The 17380-nt window shown below is 65.0% G+C and carries 18 protein-coding genes; 4 read left to right on the top strand and 14 right to left on the bottom strand.

What is annotated here, in order from left to right; translation table 11 throughout:
- Entirely contained in the window at nucleotides 1-999 is a 999-nt protein-coding gene (locus AC1DKQ_RS15345; protein ID WP_476919474.1) for a fumarylacetoacetate hydrolase family protein, read from the top strand.
- A 1-nt stretch (nucleotide 1000) separates the two neighbouring features.
- Nucleotides 1001-1777, top strand: coding sequence for an SDR family NAD(P)-dependent oxidoreductase (locus tag AC1DKQ_RS15350; protein WP_476919475.1), 777 nt, complete (start codon nucleotides 1001-1003; stop codon nucleotides 1775-1777).
- 18 nt (nucleotides 1778-1795) lie between these two features.
- On the opposite strand, the gene AC1DKQ_RS15355 is transcribed toward AC1DKQ_RS15350, so the two are convergent.
- The 6 genes from AC1DKQ_RS15355 to AC1DKQ_RS15380 all read right to left on the bottom strand — a co-directional run bounded on the left by AC1DKQ_RS15355 (nucleotide 1796) and on the right by AC1DKQ_RS15380 (nucleotide 8783).
- Nucleotides 1796-2578, bottom strand: coding sequence for an SDR family NAD(P)-dependent oxidoreductase (locus AC1DKQ_RS15355; RefSeq protein WP_476919476.1), 783 nt, complete (start codon nucleotides 2576-2578; stop codon nucleotides 1796-1798).
- Between the two features lie 73 nt (nucleotides 2579-2651).
- Entirely contained in the window at nucleotides 2652-3614 is a 963-nt protein-coding gene (locus AC1DKQ_RS15360; protein WP_476919477.1) for a LysR family transcriptional regulator, read from the bottom strand.
- 74 nt (nucleotides 3615-3688) lie between these two features.
- Nucleotides 3689-5266: a GMC oxidoreductase gene (locus AC1DKQ_RS15365; RefSeq protein ID WP_476919478.1), complete on the bottom strand. Its 1578-nt coding sequence runs from the start codon at nucleotides 5264-5266 to the stop codon at nucleotides 3689-3691.
- Nucleotides 5267-5282: 16 nt separating this feature from the next.
- Entirely contained in the window at nucleotides 5283-6779 is a 1497-nt protein-coding gene (locus AC1DKQ_RS15370) for an MFS transporter (RefSeq protein WP_476919479.1), read from the bottom strand.
- A 169-nt stretch (nucleotides 6780-6948) separates the two neighbouring features.
- On the bottom strand, nucleotides 6949-7746 hold the full coding sequence (locus tag AC1DKQ_RS15375) for a hypothetical protein (RefSeq protein ID WP_476919480.1): 798 nt from the start codon (nucleotides 7744-7746) through the stop codon (nucleotides 6949-6951).
- Entirely contained in the window at nucleotides 7743-8783 is a 1041-nt protein-coding gene (locus tag AC1DKQ_RS15380; RefSeq protein ID WP_476919481.1) for a Gfo/Idh/MocA family protein, read from the bottom strand. Before AC1DKQ_RS15380 ends, AC1DKQ_RS15375 begins: the two co-directional genes overlap by 4 nt.
- A gap of 106 nt (nucleotides 8784-8889) precedes the next feature.
- Here AC1DKQ_RS15380 and AC1DKQ_RS15385 point away from each other — a divergent pair, with 106 nt between their 5' ends.
- The gene (locus tag AC1DKQ_RS15385; RefSeq protein ID WP_476919482.1) at nucleotides 8890-10152 is read left to right on the top strand and encodes an ROK family protein; all 1263 of its coding nucleotides are present in this window, start codon (nucleotides 8890-8892) and stop codon (nucleotides 10150-10152) included.
- Nucleotides 10153-10296: 144 nt separating this feature from the next.
- Here the strand turns inward: AC1DKQ_RS15385 and AC1DKQ_RS15390 are convergent, their stop codons facing one another.
- Nucleotides 10297-10713 carry a C-glycoside deglycosidase beta subunit domain-containing protein gene (locus tag AC1DKQ_RS15390; protein ID WP_476919483.1) on the bottom strand — a complete coding sequence of 139 codons (417 nt, stop codon included), beginning with the start codon at nucleotides 10711-10713 and terminating at the stop codon, nucleotides 10297-10299.
- 68 nt (nucleotides 10714-10781) lie between these two features.
- Between AC1DKQ_RS15390 and AC1DKQ_RS15395 the strand changes: the two genes are divergently transcribed.
- The gene (locus tag AC1DKQ_RS15395; RefSeq protein WP_476919484.1) at nucleotides 10782-11807 is read left to right on the top strand and encodes a restriction endonuclease subunit R; all 1026 of its coding nucleotides are present in this window, start codon (nucleotides 10782-10784) and stop codon (nucleotides 11805-11807) included.
- A gap of 85 nt (nucleotides 11808-11892) precedes the next feature.
- Here AC1DKQ_RS15395 and AC1DKQ_RS15400 read toward each other — a convergent pair whose 3' ends face one another.
- From AC1DKQ_RS15400 to AC1DKQ_RS15430, 7 genes are all read right to left on the bottom strand, one after another.
- The gene (locus AC1DKQ_RS15400; RefSeq protein WP_476919485.1) at nucleotides 11893-12897 is read right to left on the bottom strand and encodes a sugar phosphate isomerase/epimerase family protein; all 1005 of its coding nucleotides are present in this window, start codon (nucleotides 12895-12897) and stop codon (nucleotides 11893-11895) included.
- A 13-nt stretch (nucleotides 12898-12910) separates the two neighbouring features.
- Nucleotides 12911-14098, bottom strand: coding sequence for a Gfo/Idh/MocA family protein (locus AC1DKQ_RS15405; protein ID WP_476919486.1), 1188 nt, complete (start codon nucleotides 14096-14098; stop codon nucleotides 12911-12913).
- Nucleotides 14095-14493 carry a C-glycoside deglycosidase beta subunit domain-containing protein gene (locus AC1DKQ_RS15410; protein WP_476919487.1) on the bottom strand — a complete coding sequence of 133 codons (399 nt, stop codon included), beginning with the start codon at nucleotides 14491-14493 and terminating at the stop codon, nucleotides 14095-14097. Before AC1DKQ_RS15410 ends, AC1DKQ_RS15405 begins: the two co-directional genes overlap by 4 nt.
- Before the next feature lie 8 nt (nucleotides 14494-14501).
- Nucleotides 14502-14663 (bottom strand): hypothetical protein, encoded by a 162-nt coding sequence (locus AC1DKQ_RS15415; protein ID WP_476919488.1) that lies wholly within the window; start codon nucleotides 14661-14663, stop codon nucleotides 14502-14504.
- A 131-nt stretch (nucleotides 14664-14794) separates the two neighbouring features.
- Entirely contained in the window at nucleotides 14795-15820 is a 1026-nt protein-coding gene (locus tag AC1DKQ_RS15420) for a sugar phosphate isomerase/epimerase family protein (protein ID WP_476919489.1), read from the bottom strand.
- Between the two features lie 17 nt (nucleotides 15821-15837).
- Entirely contained in the window at nucleotides 15838-16941 is a 1104-nt protein-coding gene (locus tag AC1DKQ_RS15425) for a sugar phosphate isomerase/epimerase family protein (protein WP_476919490.1), read from the bottom strand.
- A complete protein-coding gene (locus AC1DKQ_RS15430) occupies nucleotides 16938-17333 on the bottom strand; it encodes a C-glycoside deglycosidase beta subunit domain-containing protein (protein WP_476919491.1) in 396 nt (131 codons plus the stop codon). The genes AC1DKQ_RS15425 and AC1DKQ_RS15430 overlap by 4 nt, the downstream gene beginning before the upstream one ends.
- Nucleotides 17334-17380 lie beyond the last annotated feature (47 nt).

Consider the following 17380-nt stretch of genomic DNA (forward strand, 5'->3'; position numbering starts at 1 on the left):
ATGGTCAAGATTGCACGCTGGAACCACGACGGCGGGACACAGTCCGGCTTCGTGGACAACGGAAACTGCTACGCCCTGCCCGCAGGCCAGGGCGTCCAGACCCTTTTGGACGCCGGGCTGGACGAAACGCTGGGTCTTGCCCGGCGAACCATCGGTTCGGTCCCGGCCGTTCAGCTGGCAGACGTGCAGCTGCTCGCCCCGCTTCTGCCCGCCACCATTCGGGATTTCGTGGCCTTCGAGGAGCACGTCGAAGGGGTGCGGAAAAGCATCGACGGCGTGGCCGGTGTGGCGCCCGAATGGTACGAGGCACCCACTTTCTACTTCACGAACCCGCATACGGTGACTGGCACCGGCGAGGTGATTGGTATCCCGGCGGGCTGCGAGGACCTTGACTTTGAAACGGAAGTCGCCGCCGTCGTCGGGCGCGTTCCCGGAAGCGGCGGCCGGAACCTGACTGCAGCAGAGGCGCACAGGCACATTTTCGGCTACACCGTGCTCAACGACTGGTCGGCGCGGGACTTGCAGCGCCGGGAGATGAAAGTCAGCCTGGGCCCGTGCAAGGGCAAGGACTTCGCCAATACGCTGGGCCCCTGGATTGTCACCGCCGACGAGTTTGAGGACCTGCACGACACCGAGGGGTTCCTGCCGATCTCCATGTCGGTCGAGGTCAACGGCGAGCCCATCGGCCAGGACCTGCTCTCCAACATGGCCTGGCCCTTCGCCGAGCTGGTGGCGTACGCCTCGCAGGATTCCGTGGTGCGCCCGGGCGATGTGCTGGGCTCCGGCACGTGCGGCGGCGGTTGCCTCGCGGAGCTCTGGGGGCGCAACGGTTCTAAGACTCCACCGCCGCTCAAGACCGGCGACGTGGTCCGCATGACGGTGGAAGGCATCGGCAGCATCGAAAACACAGTGGGTGAACGCCGCAACGCCTTAACCCGTGTGCCAGCCCGGCAGCGTCCGCGCAACCGGGCTACCTCAGTGGTTCCTTCCGGTACATAGGGTGGTCTCCCTTCAGCTCGAGGGCCGGACCGTGGTGGTCACCGGCGCCGGCCAGGGCCAGGGCGCTGCCGAGGCGCGCATGCTGGTGGAGGCCGGGGCCCGCGTCATTGCTACAGACCTGTCGGCGGACGTGCCGGCCGAGTTGGCTGCCGTGCCGTCGGGTTCCGCCGGCGCGCTGGTGTACCGGCAGCTGGATGTCTCCGATGCTTCCGGATGGGCAGATCTAGCTTCCTGGATCCAGTCCCAGGGGTGGCAGGTGGACGGGCTGGTCAACAATGCCGGCATCACCCAGCGGAGCCGGTTGCTGGATGCCTCTGTGGCTGACCTTCAGCGCGTCTATGAGGTGAACGTTGCCGGAGCCCTGCTCGGCATCCAGGCCCTCGCACCGCTGATGGCCAGGGGCTCCGCGATTGTAAACGTGGGTTCCGTGGCGGGCCTGACCGCGCACTATCCGGTGGCCTACACCGCCAGCAAGTGGGCGTTGCGGGGCCTCTCCCAGGTGGCGGCCATGGAACTCGGCCCGCGCGGGATCCGCGTGAACACCGTCCACCCGGGCTTCATCGAAACACCCATGACGGCGGGCGCAAAGCCGGAATTCAGGCAGGCCACCCTGGCAGAGACCCCGCTGGGCCGCACGGGAAGCGTGGAGGAGGTGGCCGGCGTCGTGCTGTTCCTCCTCAGCCCGCTCTCGTCCTTCGTGACCGGTGCCGAGATACCGGTGGACGGCGGCCAGTCAGGCCACGGCGGAGCAAAGTCTGTTTCCGAGGCCATGCGCTGAGGTGGCGTACGGTTCCAACTAGCCCGGCAGCACGGCCGACCAGCCGCCGTCGACCATCAGGTTCGCGCCCGTCACGTACGACGCCTCGTCGGAGGCCAGGAACAGCGCGCATCTGGCCACCTCTTCCGGCGCGCCGATCCGGCCCAGCGGAATGCTGCCTGCGATGGACCGCATGGGGTGGTCGGCGGCCAGGAGGTTGCCCTCCGTGGCGGCGGTGCGGATCATTCCGGGGCTGACAGTATTAACCCGCAGCCCGTGCGGCGCTCCTTCGGCCGCGAGCTGCCTGGTCATGGCCACGACGGCTCCCTTCGTGGCCGTGTGGGCCAACCGGCCATTGGTCATGGAACCGGTGACTCCTGCCGTGGAACCCACCAGGACGATGGCCGCGTTCTGCGCCCGGATCAGCTGCGGCCAGAAGTACTTGACCGGCAGGAACACGACATCCATCTCGTGTTCAACGTTCCACTTCCAGTCGGCAAACGTGAGCTGCTCCAGGGGGGCAAAGCGGGTGACGGCCGCGTTCGCATACAGGATGTGGACCTGACCGTGGTTGGCGCGCACGTCCTCAGCCCATGCGGCCACGGCGCCCTCATCCGTGAGGTCAACCCGGCTGCTGCTCATCCGGCCCCCGGCCGCGGTGACCGCCGCGACGGTCGCTGCGGCGCCGTCGTCGTCCATGTCGCAGCCCACCACCTCGGCGCCCGCCTCGGCGAAGGCAAGCGCCGCCGCCCTGCCCTGGCCGCTGGCCGTTCCGGTGATGACGGCGGTTTTGCCGGCCAGGCGCTGGCTGGAGACAGGCATAGGGGGTCCCTTCGAAAAGTGCGTTTCTTCGACTCTCGCAGGAATGGCCCGGGCGCGGAATGGCACTTTGGCTCTAGGTGGTATCCGCCGCGTGGATAGTCACCGGGTAGGCCGTGACGGGAAAGAGTTCGTGCAGCCGGGCGCAGGAGCGCTGGACCACGGAACGCAGCCACACACTCGCAGGGTCCTCCGCCTGCGACGGATGCCAGTACATGGCCTCCACCAGAGACGCTTCCGTTCCCTCGGAGAACTCCAGCACCACGATCCCCGCACCACGCTGGGCCCGGGCCGCAAGCATCCGCGGGACAAGCGCCACGAGGTCGGTCCCTTCCACCAGGAGCGGCAGGGACAGGAACCCGGCCACCACAGCCGCCACCCGGCGCTGCAGGCCCCGCGACTCGAACAGCTTGTCCGCCGGGGTGCTGATTCCCTCCCCGAAATAGCCGACGGCGTGGGGCACTGTAGTCAGGTCCGCCAAGGTGAGCCGGGGGTGCTGGAGCAGGGGGTTTACGGCGTCAGCCACAGCCACGAAACTGTCCCGGAAGAGCTGCTTGCTGGCGCCCTGCATTTGGTAGCCCGTGGGCCCCACGAGCAGGTCAATTTTCGAATAGTCAGCCATCTGGCCCTGGATCCCGGACTTGGCTGTGGGCACGAAGTCCACCGAGACGCCGGGTGCCTCCTCGCGCAGGATCCCCCGCAGCGGCCCCACAATGAGCGCTGCCGCGTAGTCCGAGGCCGCGATGATGAACTCCCTCTCGCTCGTTGCGGGGTCGAAGCCGGACCGCACGCGCGTGGCCCGCTGGATGTGAAGCATTGCTTCATCAACCAGCGGGACCAGGGACTGCGCAAAGGGCGTGAGGTCATAGGTACGGCCGTTGCGGACCAGGAGTTCGTCGTCGAAATGGCGCCGGAGCCTGGCCATGGCCGCGCTGGTGGCCGGCTGGCTGAGCTGGAGCCTCTCAGCCGACCGGGAGACGTTCCGTAGTTCCAACAGGACCTGCAGTTGGGGCAGCAGGTTGAGGTCCAGGTTCTTCATACCCACAGGTTATCCGTGCCTTGAGGCCAGCCCAGCACAGCCGGCGGGCGTCTGAGCCCCAACGAGCAGCCGACCTAGGCGGTCTGCGGACCAAGCTTCTCAGCAACCATCCGGGCACCGCGGACCGCAATGGCAACGCTCATCAACGTGGGATTCATGGCAGTCGCGGTCGGGATGAGCGCGTTTCCGCCCACCACCAGGTTGTCGTATCCCCATACGCGCGACCAGGGATCCGCAACAGACGTACCGTCATCGGTCTCGCCCAGGCGCATGGTGCCCTGGTAGTGCAGACTGGAGCCGTTCGGCATCAGGCGGGGCTCGGCAACGAAGACGCCGAGGGCTTTCCCGGCACGGCGGAGCCGCTCCGTGGCCTGGGCGACTTCCGCGTCTTCCCTCTCGGTGAGCGCGTACCCAATGGTCATGTTCGGGAATCCCCGGTAGTCCGGCTCGTTGTCGTCAAAGGTGACAGCATCCTCGTAGCGGGGGTGCTTGCGCATCCCGTAGCCCATGTTGACGTAGCCCCAGCGGTTCTCGGAGTACGGGGTTCCCGGCTCCATCGGGAAGGGCGTGGTTTCGGTGTACATTACCTGGACGGAAAAGGGGTGCTCGGGCTCAGAGAACGGAATGCGGTTCACGGCGGCGACGGGGTCAGCAGGGTTCTGAGCACGCCGGGCCAGTTCGGCTTTGAGGTCCTCTTCGGTGGCGTACCGCCCCATTTTTTCGGCGTCAAGCGCCACCGTGGAGATGACGACCGGGTGCTCCGTCAAGTAGTGCCCGAGTGCCTTCGGCCGTACACCGGAGGCCCACAGGAGCTGCGGGGAGCGGAAAGCGTCTGCGGCCACCACAACGATGTCTGCTGCCACAAATGACGTCTCCCCCGTGCGGAGGTCCTGGACAGTGACTCCGGTGACCCGGTGTCCGTCCAGTTCCACGCGGCGGACCAGGGTGAGGTCACGGAGTTCGAACTGCTTCGAGAGCGGGCTGTCCTTATCGATGAGCGGTCCAAGGACGACGTCGGCCCCTGCCCAGCGCACGGAGCCGTCAGGCTGGGGATCCCCGGCAACCGGAAGGGTGCCTACGCCGTAACCTTGCGGCAGTTCCGCGCCGAACTCTTCGTCAAGGAGGGACCTGACGGCTTCACCCACCGCGGAATCGGCGAAGGCGGCGCTGTGGACGTGCAGCAGCTGCTTTGCATCGTCGATGAGCGCGTCCCATTCGTCATCCGCTATGAAGGGGATCTTCTCGCTGAAGGCGGGCGCCGGCGTCGCGCAGGTCCAGTGCGCACCCTGGCCGCCGACGTTGGTGGCCGCAGCCGCTGCGGGGAAAGATGAGGCGTGGGCGGAGCCGGCGCCGCCGAAGTCGAGTAGGTGGGTGCCCTGGCGTGCGGTGAACATTCCCTCGGTGACGGTTCCGGCCGGGATGCCGAGCGACTCACGGTAGGCACCGGCCTGCGGCCCCTGCGACATTTCCCGCGCGCGGGCCTTTTCGGCAGGGTCGGGAATGTTCCGGACGCTTTCACCGGGAACTTCCGTCAGCTGCGGCCCGGCTTCTAACATCACCACCCGGGCGTTCGGGACCTCCTCGAGGAGCACCCGTGCGTAGGTGGAGCCGATAGGCCCGCTGCCGACGATGGCGATAGTGGGGTTGGACATGATGTCTCCTTTGAGATCAGGCCGAAAGGGATTCGGAAGTTGCTTGGGGAGCGGGAACGGGTTCGTCGGAGAGCCGGCCATGCGGGAGCAGGAGCGCCGCGATAATTCCGACGGCATAGGTAACCGCCAAGGCGATGAAGATGGGTGTGAAGACCGCGCCATAAATCTGGGCGACGGTGGCCTGGACGGCAGGGTCCGCCGCGTGGACCAGTTGCGGGGTCAGTGTGGAGGCGTCAAGGCCTGACGGCAGAAGGGCTGCGACACCGAAGCCGATGACTCCGCCGATGATCGCCGTCGCCACGGTTGATCCCACTTGCCGCACCACGTTGATGGTTGCCGTGATGGTGCCGGTCTGGCCGGCCGGAACAGCCCCCTGGACCACGGCCACGATCAGGCTCATAAACGCTCCGGTACCGATTCCAACAACCCCCATAACGATCATGGGAGCCCACAGCGGAAGCCCGGCGGGCAGCACGGCCATCACAAAGAGACCGGCCGCTCCCAGCGACGTTCCCAGGACCGGGAAGATCCGGTAACGCCCGGTCCGGCTGGCCAGCCATCCGGTCAGCAGGTTGCTGATCAGCATGCCAAACACAGTTGCGATGGGGACGAGGCCGGACACGGTGGCGCTGGTTTGGTACGCCATCTGGAAGTATGTGGGCAGGTAGGCAGTGATGGAGAAGAGGCCGACGCCGATGATCGCCGACAAGGCAGTGCCAGCCGCAATGGTCCGGTTGGCAAAGAAGTGGAGCGGCACGATGGGCTCGGGAGCGCGCCGCTCGACAAAAAAGAAGGCAACAAAGCCCGCGATGCTGACTGCCAGCGCGGCAACGGTGGCAGGGCCGGCGCTCCGTTCAGCAGCCCACGTTACGGCGAGCACGAGGGCCACCAGGGCGCTGGTGAAGATGGCCGCTCCGGCAACATCGAAGTGGCGTGGCATGGGACCCGGCTCCAGGTGTGGAACCGCGATAAGCGCGAGGCCCAGCGCTGCCGCACCCACTGGGATGTTGATCCAGAAGACCCACTGCCAGCCCCAGTAGTCGGTGATGGCGCCGCCGAGCACGGGTCCAACGAGGATCGCGATCGGGAAAGCCGCGCCAATAATTGCCATGTAGCGCGGCCGTTCCCGCTGCGTGGTGACCCGGGCAATGATGGTCTGGGACATCAGCTGAAGCCCGGCAGAACTCATCCCCTGGAGGACACGTGCGGCTATGAGCCACGCCATGTCCTGGGCGAAACCGCAGGCCAGTGAGGCGGCCAGGAACATGACCAATGAGCCGAGGAATATCCGGCGGGCTCCCAGCACATCACCCAGTTTGCCGAGCACGGGCAGCAGCACGGTGCTGGCTAGCGTGTATCCCACCACAACCCAGCTCATGAGCTTGAGCGCGCCGAGCTCACCGGCAATGGTGGCTAGGGATGTGGACACCACCGTATGGTCCAGGGCCCCGAGAAAGGACACCGTGAGGAGGGAAACAACAAGGAGACGAAGTCTTAAAGGCGAAAGTGGCATAGTGATCTACCCGAACGATCGGGCCATCGACGCGACGTGTTGTGCCTCCGCCGTACCATCACCACGGAGAACGGGTCCGGAAGGAACCCCGACGCCACTGCCAATAGTACCTCACTTTAGTCTGAAAGCAACAAAAGAATGCCGGGATTAGACATGAGTTGGAACCGCCCTATGGGCGGAGCAGACTCCAAGTGAGGGCCATGTCCTCGAGCAGGTGCCCCAGATCGGCAACGGCCTCACCGGAGGCGCAAGCTTCAAGCGCCCTGCGCAACCCCAGGCGGGCTGACGATTCATAACGGTCCGGGGCCCTCAGTGTTCCGTCCTCGGTTGACGTCTCCAGGCGCATCAGTCCGGCAGGCTGGTCCACTGTTACTTCCGTCCTCACCTCGCCGAGGGCCAACACCTGGAGCAGGCTCCCGGAGTGAAGGCCCCCCACTGACGTCGCCCCAAGCGTGATCGGAACGGACCCCCCGGCGGAGTCCTCGGAGTCCAGGAGTGCGATCCTGCTGTGCGCGGTGGCAATGCTGGATCGAAGCGTCAACGGCCCCTGGCCCAGGAACCGGGCCCAGCCAAAGCCGTCACGGATTACCGCATCAAGGTCCGCAGCCGGAGCGGCACACTCAAGGGTGAGCATCCGGGCCGGACTGCCCCGTCGTGCTCGGGCGGCATCCGCAACAACATCGGGGCGCAGGCGGGGGCGCTCAACGATCACGGGAATGTCACCTGGCCACGGGTCGGATTCCAAGGCCTCCCGCGGGAGCACCGCCGGGTCTGCAATCACTACCGCTGATGCTCCCGCGGCCCGGGCCGCGAGCATGCCCTGCCACCAATCGCCAGATCCAGGCACTACCACCACCGCACCGCCGATGTCCTCCGTGAGGGCAGCACTGAGAGGAAGTTCTGCAACAGCAGCCCCAAAGGAAGGCAGTGCAGTGAAGACGCCGTACCCGCGATCTCCTGAACTCATCGGAGCGTCCCTTCCAGAACTTTCGCGGCGGCAGCGTCGGCGAGGTCGATTGCATAGTGCGAGTCCGCCAGCAGTTCGTCGTACTCAACCGGGGCCACACCCTCAAGCAGCGATGCAAGTAGGCGCCACTCCGCCACGTAGCCGTCCTCCGGGTCCCGCGGGTACTCCGTCCAAAGCCCGTCCGCGCTTCGTACACGGGTGGCGGCACTTCCGGCATGGACGAAGGCGGGTGGGAAATTAACCTCGATCCGGTCGTGGGAGGTGGCGATGCTCATCCGCCACAGGCCATCCGGTCCGTGCGGAACCATGGTGAGTGCCAGCTGGACCAGGACCCCGCTGGCCCGGTATCCCACCACGTAGCCGATGGGCGGAGCGACCCGCGCGTAAACCACTTCGTCGACGCCCGGAGCAATGTCCCTCACGGCGGGAAGATCGTGGATTGCAAGGCCCGTTAGCAGCTGCCGCAAGACGCCGGCCGCCACTGCCGGATTCTCCAGGTCGGGACGCCCCCGCGGGGCAACCTGGAAGGGACCGCCCTCGGCGACCAGCCGGTGGTACCTGTCATTCGGCGGGAGTGCGAGTGTGACGGAGATAGTCTGGACCCGGCCCTCGAGGGCGACAAGGTGGTGCCTTGCGCGCCCCCATGCCGCATCAAACAGATGGTTGGTCCCCACCAGGAGGATGGTGCCTGCGGACCGGCACGCCGTTATGACTTCTTCGGCCTCTGCCCTGCTGGTGGCCAACGGTTTCTCGCAGAAGATGGCGCGCTTGCCCACAGCCACCGTCGCCAGGATCTGGCGGGCATGTTCAGCAGGCGGACTGCAGACGGCCACAACCTCCACCTCCGGGTCCGCCAGCAGGCCGTCCTCTCCCTCCGACCAGCCGGCACCAAGTTGCTCAGCGAGAACCCGGGCACGCCCGCTTCCCGCATCGGCGACATGCACCACCCTGAACAGCTCCGCCAGCCGTCCCAGCACCGGAAGATGCAGAGCCGCGACGCCCGGCCCTGCTCCAATAATCCCTACGTTCCAAGGCATCGTTGCCCTCCCTCTTATGTATCTATTATTCATAAGTTGGGAAAGTTCTGGCTATAGTCATGTCTAACAGCGCTTTAGTCGGCTCCGATGTGTGAGAATTGTTGCCATGACGACAGACTCCACCCTCCGCTTTGGAGCACAGACGGATGAAGTAACGAGCCTCCTGCGGATCGTCAACCTGGTGCGCACAGGCGAGGCCACCACGCGCCCTGAAATCGGCAAGGTCACCGGCTTGGGCAGAGGCGTCGTTAGTCAGCGCGTGGATCAGGCCATCCAGATGGGCTTCCTCGGGGATGGCGAGTTCGGGGCCTCGTCCGGGGGCCGCGCGCCCCGGACCCTGCGCTTCCGCGCGGAGCGTGGACGGATCGTGATCTGCGCCCTCGGAGCGGCTCATATGAGGGTTGGCGTAGCGGCCCTCGACGGCGACATCCTGGAACACACGCACCGCACCTGGGATATCGCGCTGGGTCCGGAGAAGACCATCGACGCGGTGATGTCCCTGATTGACGACATCCTGAAGAAAGACGCCAAGGTGCCCGTATGGGGTGTGGTGGTGGGGCTTCCCGGCCCGGTGGACTTCGCCTCGGGGCAGCCGGTGGCGCCTCCGATCATGCCGGGGTGGAACGGTTACGATGTCCGCACTCCCTTCGAGGAACGCTTCAATGCACCGGTATGGGTAGATAACGACTCCAACCTGCTTGCCCTCGGCGAACGTGCCCGGCGGCGCGACTCCCTGGCGGACCTCATCTACTGCAAGATCGGCTCAGGAGTCGGAGCGGGCCTGCTGTCCAAAGGCAGGATTCACCGTGGTGCCAACGGGGCCGCGGGCGACATCGGACACGTCCGGGTTTCCGATTCCGACGCACAATGTCGCTGCGGCAAGATCGGCTGCCTGGAAGCGGTTGCCGGCGGCTGGGCCCTCGTCCGGGATGCCGAACAGGCCATCAAGGAAGGCGCCAGCAGCTCCCTGGCACCGAGGGCGAATAAGGGAGCACTGACGCTCGAGGACATCACCCTGGCAGCCCACGACGGCGACTCCCTCGCCATCACGCTCGTCCAGAAGTCAGCCCGCGTAGCGGGCGAGACGATTTCAGCGCTGGTGAACATGTTCAATCCCGGAGTCATTGTGATCGGCGGCGCCATGGGTTCCGCCGGTGAGGTGTTCCTTGCCGAAGTCCGCCAGCGCGTCTACGAACTGTCACTGCCGCTCGCTACCCGGGACCTCACCATCACGCTGTCCGTCAATGATGAGCGCGAACCGCTACGCGGTGGAGCAGAATTGGCCCGCGAGCAACTGTTCGATGTCACCTTCCCGCGCTGGTTCTCAGAGGGCCGGCCATCACCGGAACGGACCGCCGTTCCCGCATAAGTTCAACCCGCACTTATTCCTGTTTTTCACTTCCCGGCGTGCGCCGAACAATGATTTCCTGGTGCATACCGGGGAGCCGCACCCGATCACGGCTGGATGGCCCGCGGACAGAAATAGTGACTGCCCGGACGTGGCCTGGGCAACTCAAGCCACGTCGCGGGACACGCTGGGCAGCGTTGCGCGGCCTGGATCCAGCCGGGCCTCCAAGTGGAAGGGCAGAACCAGCGGAGAGCCCGGACGTGCCTGCAGGTAGGGCACCAGCAACTGGAAGTCGACGGCGACGGCATGAAGGCCGTCATGGAGTTCCCGGCGGCCGCACAGGACCAGCCTGTCCTGCACGAACCACCAGCCGGTCTCTGCCTGCAGTGAAGCTACCCCTACGTTTCGGGTGCCCAGAACCACTGTCAATGCCCCTGCGTCCAGCGGAACGCCGTCGATCTCAACCGCCAGGCCGGTCAGGCCCGACAAGGGCATCGAGCGGATCCAGGGAAGGCCCACGCGAATCTCAAAACCCAGTGGTGTGGCCGTCAGCGCATCGTCGCGCAAAGCGGTTTGCAACATGACTTCCATCCTTTATCCTAAAAGTGACATAAGTTTGTCATTAACAAGCATAAATGGGAAGGCGACACATGGCCCCCGAAATTCCTGCAAGCTGGACCCTCTGCGCCAGTTCATTCAACTGGACTCCAGAGATCACCGCCGCCCGCCGGGCTGCCCAGGACATTGTTACTGGCATAGCGGACTCCGTAACGAAAACAATTGAACTCGAACCAGGGCTGCTGTGGCGGTCCTTCCCCGCTCCGCAGGACGCGGAGGTGGATGAACTGCGTGATTCCTTGGCCGCAAAGGGGGGACGCGTCAGCATCGTTGGTGCCAGCCTTGATGACTTCACGTCAGCAACCCACCGACGGTCGTTGCAGGAGCGTCTGGACTTCCTGGTCCCCCAGCTCCATGCGGCACACCGGGTCGGAGCCTCTGGGGTGCGGCTGCCGATCGGGCAGGCGGGCACCGAACTGCTCGCGCTGGTACAACCATTGCTGCACGAGCTCGACCTGGTCCTGTACGAAGAAATCCAAGGGCAGCAGACGCCCAACAACCCGGCCGTTGCACCGGCCCTGGATGGGATAGCCGGGCTTGCGGATGATCACGTGCGGGTGCTCGTGGACATCAGCATGCTAATGCCTGCCCTTCCCGTGACCTACCTCGAAGAATTGCGCCGGGGAGGCGTGCCTGCGGACCTTCTGGTGCGCCTGGAGAATGACTGGCGGGATCTGACAACCCTCGACGCCGCGATGGCACTGCTCCGCGCAGGGAAGGTTCCGCCGCGCATTCACACACTCTTTATGAACCTGCTCATCCGCTTCGGCCGCAGCGACGCCGCGGAGCTGCAAGGCATCTTTCCCTTGGTGGGCGCCTTCCATCTGAAGTTCTGGGACCTGGACGACGACGGCGGCCGGGTTTCGCAGCCACTGCATGACCTCGGCAGCCTGCTCGGCAGGAACGGTTTCAATGGCACGCTAACTAGCGAGTGGGGCGGCCACGAGTGGCTGCAGGATGACCCCACAGACATGACGCGGAGGCATCTGGCGCTTGCCCAGACTGCTTTGGCGGAGTCAGCCCGGGCCGAGTCAGCGCAGGACCGGGCAGTGATCTGATCAAACGCCCGGCCTCATCAAAGCAGAACGGCCGGCCCCGGGTTTTCGGGTCCGGCCGTTCTGACGTGTACTAATCCATGCTGTGCTACTTCGTGCTGAAGGCGGCGTCGAAGGCTGCCGCGGACGGTTCATAGTTGGAGAGCCGGCGCACGAACGCCAGCGCCTCGGGGGCACCCTCCAGCCGATCCATGCCGGCGTCTTCCCATTCCACGGACAGCGGGCCGCGGTAGTCGATGGCATTGAGCATGCGGAACGCGTCCTCCCATGGGACGTCACCGTGGCCAGTGGAGATGAAGTCCCAGCCGCGCCGCGGGTCGGCCCAGGGCAGGTGGGATGAGAGCCGGCCGTTGCGGCCGTTGGCCAGGCGCTTCTTCGTGTCCTTGCAGTGGACGTGGTAAATGCGCTCCTTGAAATCCCACAGGAATCCCACCGGGTCGATGTCCTGCCACACCATGTGGCTCGGATCCCAGTTCAGCCCAAAGGCCTCGCGATGACCGATCGCCTCGAGGGCGCGCTGCGTTGTCCAATAGTCGTACGCGATTTCGGACGGGTGCACCTCATGTGCGAAGCGCACGCCGACCTCGTCAAAGACGTCGAGAATGGGATTCCACCGGTCCGCAAAGTCCTGGTAGCCGGCGTCGACCATCTTTTCGGAGGCGGGCGGGAACATCGCCACATACTTCCAGATGGACGATCCGGTGAAGCCGGTCACCGTCTTGACTCCCAGCTTGGCGGCGAGCCGGGCGGTGTTCTTCAGTTCCTCGGCGGCACGGCGGCGGACCCCTTCAGGATCGCCGTCGCCCCACACAACGTCCGTCAGGATGCCGCGGTGCCGTTCGTCGATCGGGTCGTCACAGACGGCCTGGCCCTTGAGGTGGTTGGAAATCGTCCACACCTTGAGGCCGTGGCGTTCAAGGATGTCCAGCTTCCCCTGGACGTAGGCGTCGTCGTCCCAGCGCCAGGGGTCCAGGTGGTCACCCCAGCAGGCGATCTCAAGCCCGTCGTAGCCCCACTCGCCGGCGAGCCGGGCCACCTCCTCGAACGGCAAGTCGGCCCACTGGCCGGTGAACAAAGTGATAGGTCGTGCCACGTGCGTCCCCTCCTCAGCCGGCCAGCACGGGAACGCCGGCAGCGACGCGCGTCCAGGCAGAATCATTGTTGGAACTGCGCTCGACGGCGTCGAGCACCCGCTGCACCCTCAGCCCGTCAGCGAACGACGGGTGCGGGTCGGTGCCAGCCACAATGCCCTCCACGAGGTCCTTGACCTGGTGAGAGAACCCGTGCTCGTAGCCGAGCATGTGGCCTGCGGGCCACCACGCCGAAACGTAGGGATGCTCCGCTTCCGTAACCAGGATCTTCCGAAAACCCTGGCGGCCCGCGGGTGCCGTGCGGTCGTAGAACTGGACGCTGTTAAGGTCCTCCAGGTCAAAGGCCAGTGCACCCTTGTCCCCTGAGACCTCGATTTCCAGCGCGTTCTTCCGGCCGGTGGCAAAGCGCGAGGCCTCAAACGACGCCAGCGCTCCGGATTCGAAGCGGCCGGTAAAAATGGCGATGTCGTCCACGGTCACTTGACCCTTGCCGACACCGCCGGTGCCGGAAAGTCCCGATCCGGAATCCAGGAGGGGCCGCTCTTTCACGATGGTGTCGATGACGCCGGACACCTTCTGGAGGTTCAGCCCGGTCACGAACTGGGCCAGGTCGATGGCATGGGCACCGATGTCCCCCAGCGCCCCGGAACCGGCGTGTTCCTTCTGCAGACGCCAGGCCAGCGGCATCTCGGGATCCACGAGCCAGTCCTGCCTGTAGGAGGCACGTACGTGGTTGATCGTCCCCACGGCGCCTTCAGCAATGAGGTTCCGCAGGAAAGTGACGGCCGGAACGCGGCGGTAGGTGAACCCCACCATCGCCCGGATGCCCCGGGCAGCTGCCCGTTCGGCGGCCTCGGCCATCGCTTCGGCCTCCGCCACCGTGTTGGCCAGCGGCTTCTCGCACAAAACGTGCTTCCCCGCCTCAAGTGCGGCGATCGCGATTTCAGCATGGGAGTCACCGGGGGTGACGATGTCGACGACGTCGATATCATCCCGTGCGATCACCTCGCGCCAGTCTGTGGCTGACTCCGCCCAGCCCCACTTGTCGGCAGCGGCAGCCACGGCGTCGGCGTTCCTGCCCACAATAACCGCCATTTCAGGCTCTGCAGGCAGATCGAAAACCCGCGGCGCCGTCCGCCAGCCCTGGGAGTGGGCAGCACCCATAAAGCCGTAGCCGATCATGGCCACGCGGAGTGTTTTCATGCGATCACTACCTTGCGCTCAACCGCGACCCGGTTGCCGACGTAGCGCATGGGTGCGATCTGCATGTAGAGCAGGCGAAGGGTGAGGATGACCTCGACGTCGATCTCCTCGCCTTCGTCGGGGACGCGGTCCAGCGGGATGATCACATCGGGCCTGTCCGCGACAAACCACAGCGTTTCCCATTGCTCGGGAAGCTCCGCGATGGAGTAGGACTTACCCTGCAGTTCGAAGCGGAGGGATTCCTTGGGGATCTCCAAGCCGTTGATTGTTGCCGCGACGTCGTCAACGGCGGACAGCCAGAGGCTGCGGTACCAGGGCAGCTGCACCGACACGGCGATGCCCTCGGGGTGCCTGCGGACGTTGGTGTCCTGGAACAGGGAATTGTGAGTTGCCATGGCTTTCCTTACTTAAAGGTATCGATGAAGGTGTCGTGGGGAACGGGCGGCGCGGGGTCCAGCGTCTGCCGTGTTGACTGGTTGTAGGGGTGGTACTCCGCCGGCACGGGTTCATCGGCTGGCGGCATGAAGACCGGCTTGCCGTCATCGCCGAAGTACATGAGGTCCAAGGCGAAGGCATGCTGGTTCTTCTCCGCGAAGCTGATCCAGTTTTCCTCGAACGGCGCCCGGAGGAGCTCGTAGCACCAGAATTTCCAGATCTTCCACTCGCCGGCGTTTGATGCCAGTCATGGGTTTCTCCTTAGGCCGGAACGACGGATTCCTCGATGGCACGGCGCATCAGCGTGTGCTGCTTCTTGACCAAGTCAATCGGGTCGGATTCGCCAAGGTCGGCGAAGGCGTGTCCTTCCCATTCGCTGGACAGGAAGCCCTGGTAGCCGCCCTTGACGAACTGCCGGACGATGCGGGAAATGTCCATCGCGGGCTCGTTGCCGTTCTCGTCGATGTCGTAGAACTTCGCGTGGACGTGGAAGATCTGGGGCATAATGTCCAGCCACTCCTCCGGCGGAACAAGCCCGTGCATGTTGAAGGCCAGGCGGGTGAAGGGTCCCAGTCGTGCGGGGTCGAAGTTGTTGGCCCGCAGGTAATTCTCGAACTCCTGGTTTCGCTCCTGCATGGGCAGCGGCTTGCGCCAGACTTCCTGCATAACCGCGAGGTGCTCATCTGGCAGCCCCATCTGCTTCAAGGTCCGGAACAGCGTGGGTGACAGGCTGTGCATCGTGGAGCTGAAGTCGGCGGTGAAGCCCAGCCTGTCGCTTCCCAGTTCCTCGTACATTTCCCGGATCTGCAGGATCTTGGGGTCGTTTGGACCCTGAGGTGCGTGAATTTCGTAGCCGAGCTTCTGGTCGTACTGCTCGGCCAGGGGAAGCAGCCGCCGGAGCAGTTCCTTGCCCGCGGAGCGGATCACCACTCGGTGGAAACCGAGCCGGTTGGCTGTGCGCAGCTGCGCGGCGAAGAAGTCGTATTCCTCGTCGGGCGTCATGTCCCGGTCCTTGCGGCGGCCCATGTCCAGGTTGGTCCCCACGGCGCTGGGCGTCAGGCCGTAGCGGTCCATGCTGTCGCGCCACAGTCGGACAAAGTCGTCGTCGACGTCGGGGTAGGTGCGCAGCATTTGTGCGATGTTGAACTCAACCCCGGGGCCAAGGCCTTCGTCCGCGACCGCTTTGATCAGCGTCTCCGGCGTATAGAGTCCGGCCGCGAACTCTGAGGTGAGCGAATAGAGAGTGATGCCAAGCTCGATGCCCGAGCCTGCGATGCCTTCTGACATGTTATTTTCCTTCTGTTTCAGCCGCGGACGGGCTGGGCGAGGTGGCTGTTGAGGATGCGGCGCGCTTCGGAGGCGTCAGTGATCATGGCAGAACCGGCATTGGCTGCAGCCGAACGCTGGACGGCCTGCTCGCCGCGGATGATGTCAAACGGGTCCTGCCAGTTGTTCCAGTGCCAGCCTTCGTATTCGCTGGAGATTGCACCGGAGTAGCCGTTCTCCACGAGTTGCCGGACCAAGTCCCGCACTGGCACCGAGGGCTCTTCACCGTTCTCATCGATGCCGAAGAACTTGCCGTGCACGTGGCGTACCCACGGCATGATTTCCAGCCAGGTGTCCAGCGGCGCGGGACCGAAAAGCCCGGTTCCGTTGATGGCGAAGTCAATTCCAAGATCTGGCCGGCCGTTGCGGGCGGCCAGGCCAATGAAGGCACCGAAGCGCTCACCGTGAAGCTTTTGGGTGTTGGGCGGGCCTTCGGCGTAGAAACCGTTCCACAGGTCGACCACCTGCCGGAGCAGTTCCTCCGAAGCACCGCGGCGGCGGTAGGCCTCGAGCAGGGAGGGCGCAAAACCTGTGACGGTGGCACCCCAGTCGGCGGTGAAGCCGAGAAGGGGGGAATTGAGTTTCTCGTAGCGGTCGCGCAGGGCAAGGACTCGCTCGTGGGCGCCGTGCTGGTCCGCGTGGACTTCGAGGGCCAGGGTGACGCCGTATTTCTCGGCCACGGGCAGCAGGCTTTCCATGGCATCCGGCGTCAGGGAGATCTGGACCCGGGCGATCGGAAAGCCGAGCCTGGCGGCCACTTCGATCTGCTTGCGCATGTATTCGACGAGTTCGTCGTGGTTCATGAGCCGGTCACGGCGGATGCCGGTGTCTACGTTGATTGCCAACGATGTGGGAACCAGGTCCACCTCTGCCACAAGATCGCGGAATTGCCCTACGAAGTTGTCGTCGATCCGGTCCGGGAAGCCGCGCAGGCTGGAGAACCCGATGACTTCAAGGCCCGGGCCGAAGCCTTCGGCCGCCACTTTGCGGATCAGGCCATCGAGGTTGTATTGCCGGGCATGGGAGGCCCGGGTGAAGCTGTAAAGGGTGACGCCCTGGATCGGCGTGCCGAGGCTGGTCATCGCTGTGCCACCTTCATGGTCTTGGTGTCGTGCTCTTCGATGTGCAGCACGCCGTGGTCGGTGATGATGTAGGGGATGTAGAGCTTCAGGTCCACCCTGACCTCGTGCTCGGTCTGGCTGTCCGGGACGGGAAGGTCGCCGGAAAGGACTGCAGAGTCCAGCGGAAACCACCATTCACCGGTCTCGTCCACGAGTTCCTCGAAGCTGAACGTGCGGTTGTTCATGGTCCAGCTCAGTGAGCCCTCGGGGGCTGCAACGCCGTCCACTGTCAGTGCAGCTCCAGCGATGCACGAGCCCGGAAGGGCGCGGTACCAGGGGATGCGGACTTCGACGGCGGTGCGGCCGTCCTTGGTAGTGAGTGTTCCCTGCTCGATCATGCGGTCGGCGATCATCGAGACCTCCTTGTCTGCGGCATGCCTTGCCTGCACTTAGGCGAAGC

The organism is Arthrobacter sp. 05L421 (assembly GCF_056397785.1).